Raw genomic sequence first — 1,626 nt, 5'->3', positions numbered from 1 at the left:
CTCGCCGATCTGATCCGGGCGGGCAAGATCCGCCATTTCGGCGTCTCCAACTACCGCGCCTGGCGCGTCGCCGAGATCTGCCGGCTCTGCGACGAGGCGGGGATCGACCGGCCGGTCGTCAGCCAGCCGCTCTACAACGCGCTCAATCGGATGGTGGAGGTCGAGCATCTGCCCGCCTGCGCGCATTACGGGCTCGGCGTGTTTCCCTACTCCCCGCTCGCGCGCGGCGTGCTGACCGGGAAGTATCGCGCCAATGTGGCGCCGCCGGAGGACTCGCGTGCGGCCCGCCGCGACAAGCGGATGATGGAGACGGAGTGGCGGCCGGAGAGCCTCGCGATCGCCGAGCAGCTCGCGGCGCGGGCCGACCAGCGCGGCATCACGCCCGGCCGGTTCGCGATCGCATGGCTGCTCAACAACCGGCTGGTCACCGGCGTGGTCGCGGGGCCGCGCACCGAGGCGCAGTGGGAGGAGTATCTCGGCGCGCTCGATCATCGGTTCATCGCCGAGGACGAGGCGTTGGTGGACCGGCTGGTCACACCCGGCCATCCCTCGACGCCCGGCTACAACGATCCGCAATATCCGATCGAGGGCCGCCCGGTGCGGAGCCGATGACCCCTGCCCGTCCCCGCAGGGTCATACCCATGACGGAACGGAGTCAGGTGTGATGCAGATTCGCCCGATCCTCGTCCCCTATGCCGGCGACGTCGCGCGCTGGGGCCAGGCGCGCGGTCCGGCGGCGATGCTCGAGGCCGGGCTCGTGGACGCGCTGCGTGCGCAGGGCCACGGTGTCGCTGAGCCGGTCGAGATCGTCTTCCCGCGCGAGCGGCGCACGCGCGATCCGGTGACCAATCTCGGCGCGATCGCGGCGATGGTGTCGGACGCGGTGGCCGAGGCGATCGGCTCGGGCGCGATGTCGCTGGTGCTGGAGGGCAACTGCACCCAGGCGGTCGGCCCCGCCGGCGGCGTGGCGCGCGTCTGCGGGGCGAGCGGCATCGTCTGGTATGACGCGCATGGCGACATGCACACGCTGCGCACGACCTCGACCGGGCTGCTCGGGGGCATGCCCTATGCCGTCTGCCTCGGCTGGGAGTTCGACGACTGGCGCGAGGCGGCGGGGCTCGCGTCTCCGGTGGCAGCGGCGGCGGCGGCGTTGATCGGGGCGTCGGATCTCGATCCGGAGGAGGAGCAGGCGCTCGCGTTGCACCCGATCGCGCGGCTGGACGCGGCGGCGATCGGCGCTGATGCGGCCGAGCGCACGGCCGCGCTGCTGGCGGCGCGCGCCTCTGCCGCGCCGGGCTGGTACATGCATATCGACCTCGACGTGGCCGGTACCGAGGAGGTTCCCGGTCCGCTGACGCCGGCGCCGCACTGGCCGCCGCGCGCGGCCTTGCTGGCCTCGATCGCGGCGGCGGCACGGGCGGTGCCCATGCGCTGCCTCGGGCTTGCCGCCTACGACCCGGGCGGCGATCCGGAGCGTCGTGGCGCCCGGCTCGCGGTCGAGATGGCGGTGACCGCCCTGACCTGAGGTCATGGGATAGGGGTCTGGGGGAAGCGACTGTCTTGATGGTCAAGCGTTTTGCCACGGGCGTCGATCCCTGAGGATGGCGTTGAGGATGGTGAGGAGTT

General features: G+C 72.3%; 2 protein-coding genes. Both read left to right on the top strand.

Annotated elements, in window-relative coordinates:
- On the top strand, positions 1-612 hold a 612-nt coding region (locus ACTIFU_RS23735; RefSeq protein WP_439580796.1), incomplete at its 5' end, for an aldo/keto reductase.
- Between the two features lie 52 nt (positions 613-664).
- Complete coding sequence (locus ACTIFU_RS23730; RefSeq protein ID WP_439580795.1) at positions 665-1,525, top strand: arginase family protein; 861 nt, start codon at positions 665-667, stop codon at positions 1,523-1,525.
- The last annotated feature ends 101 nt before the right edge of the window (positions 1,526-1,626 follow it).

It is taken from the genome of Elioraea sp. (genome assembly GCF_051860475.1).
GTDB lineage: Bacteria > Pseudomonadota > Alphaproteobacteria > Acetobacterales > Acetobacteraceae > Elioraea.
This window is presented reverse-complemented; position numbering and strand designations above follow the sequence as displayed.

What these genes read in the sequence shown, in the direction of transcription:
- ACTIFU_RS23730 (WP_439580795.1), top strand. Translation starts at nt 665, where the DNA reads ATGCAGATTCGCCCGATCCTCGTCCCCTATGCCGGCGACGTCGCGCGC.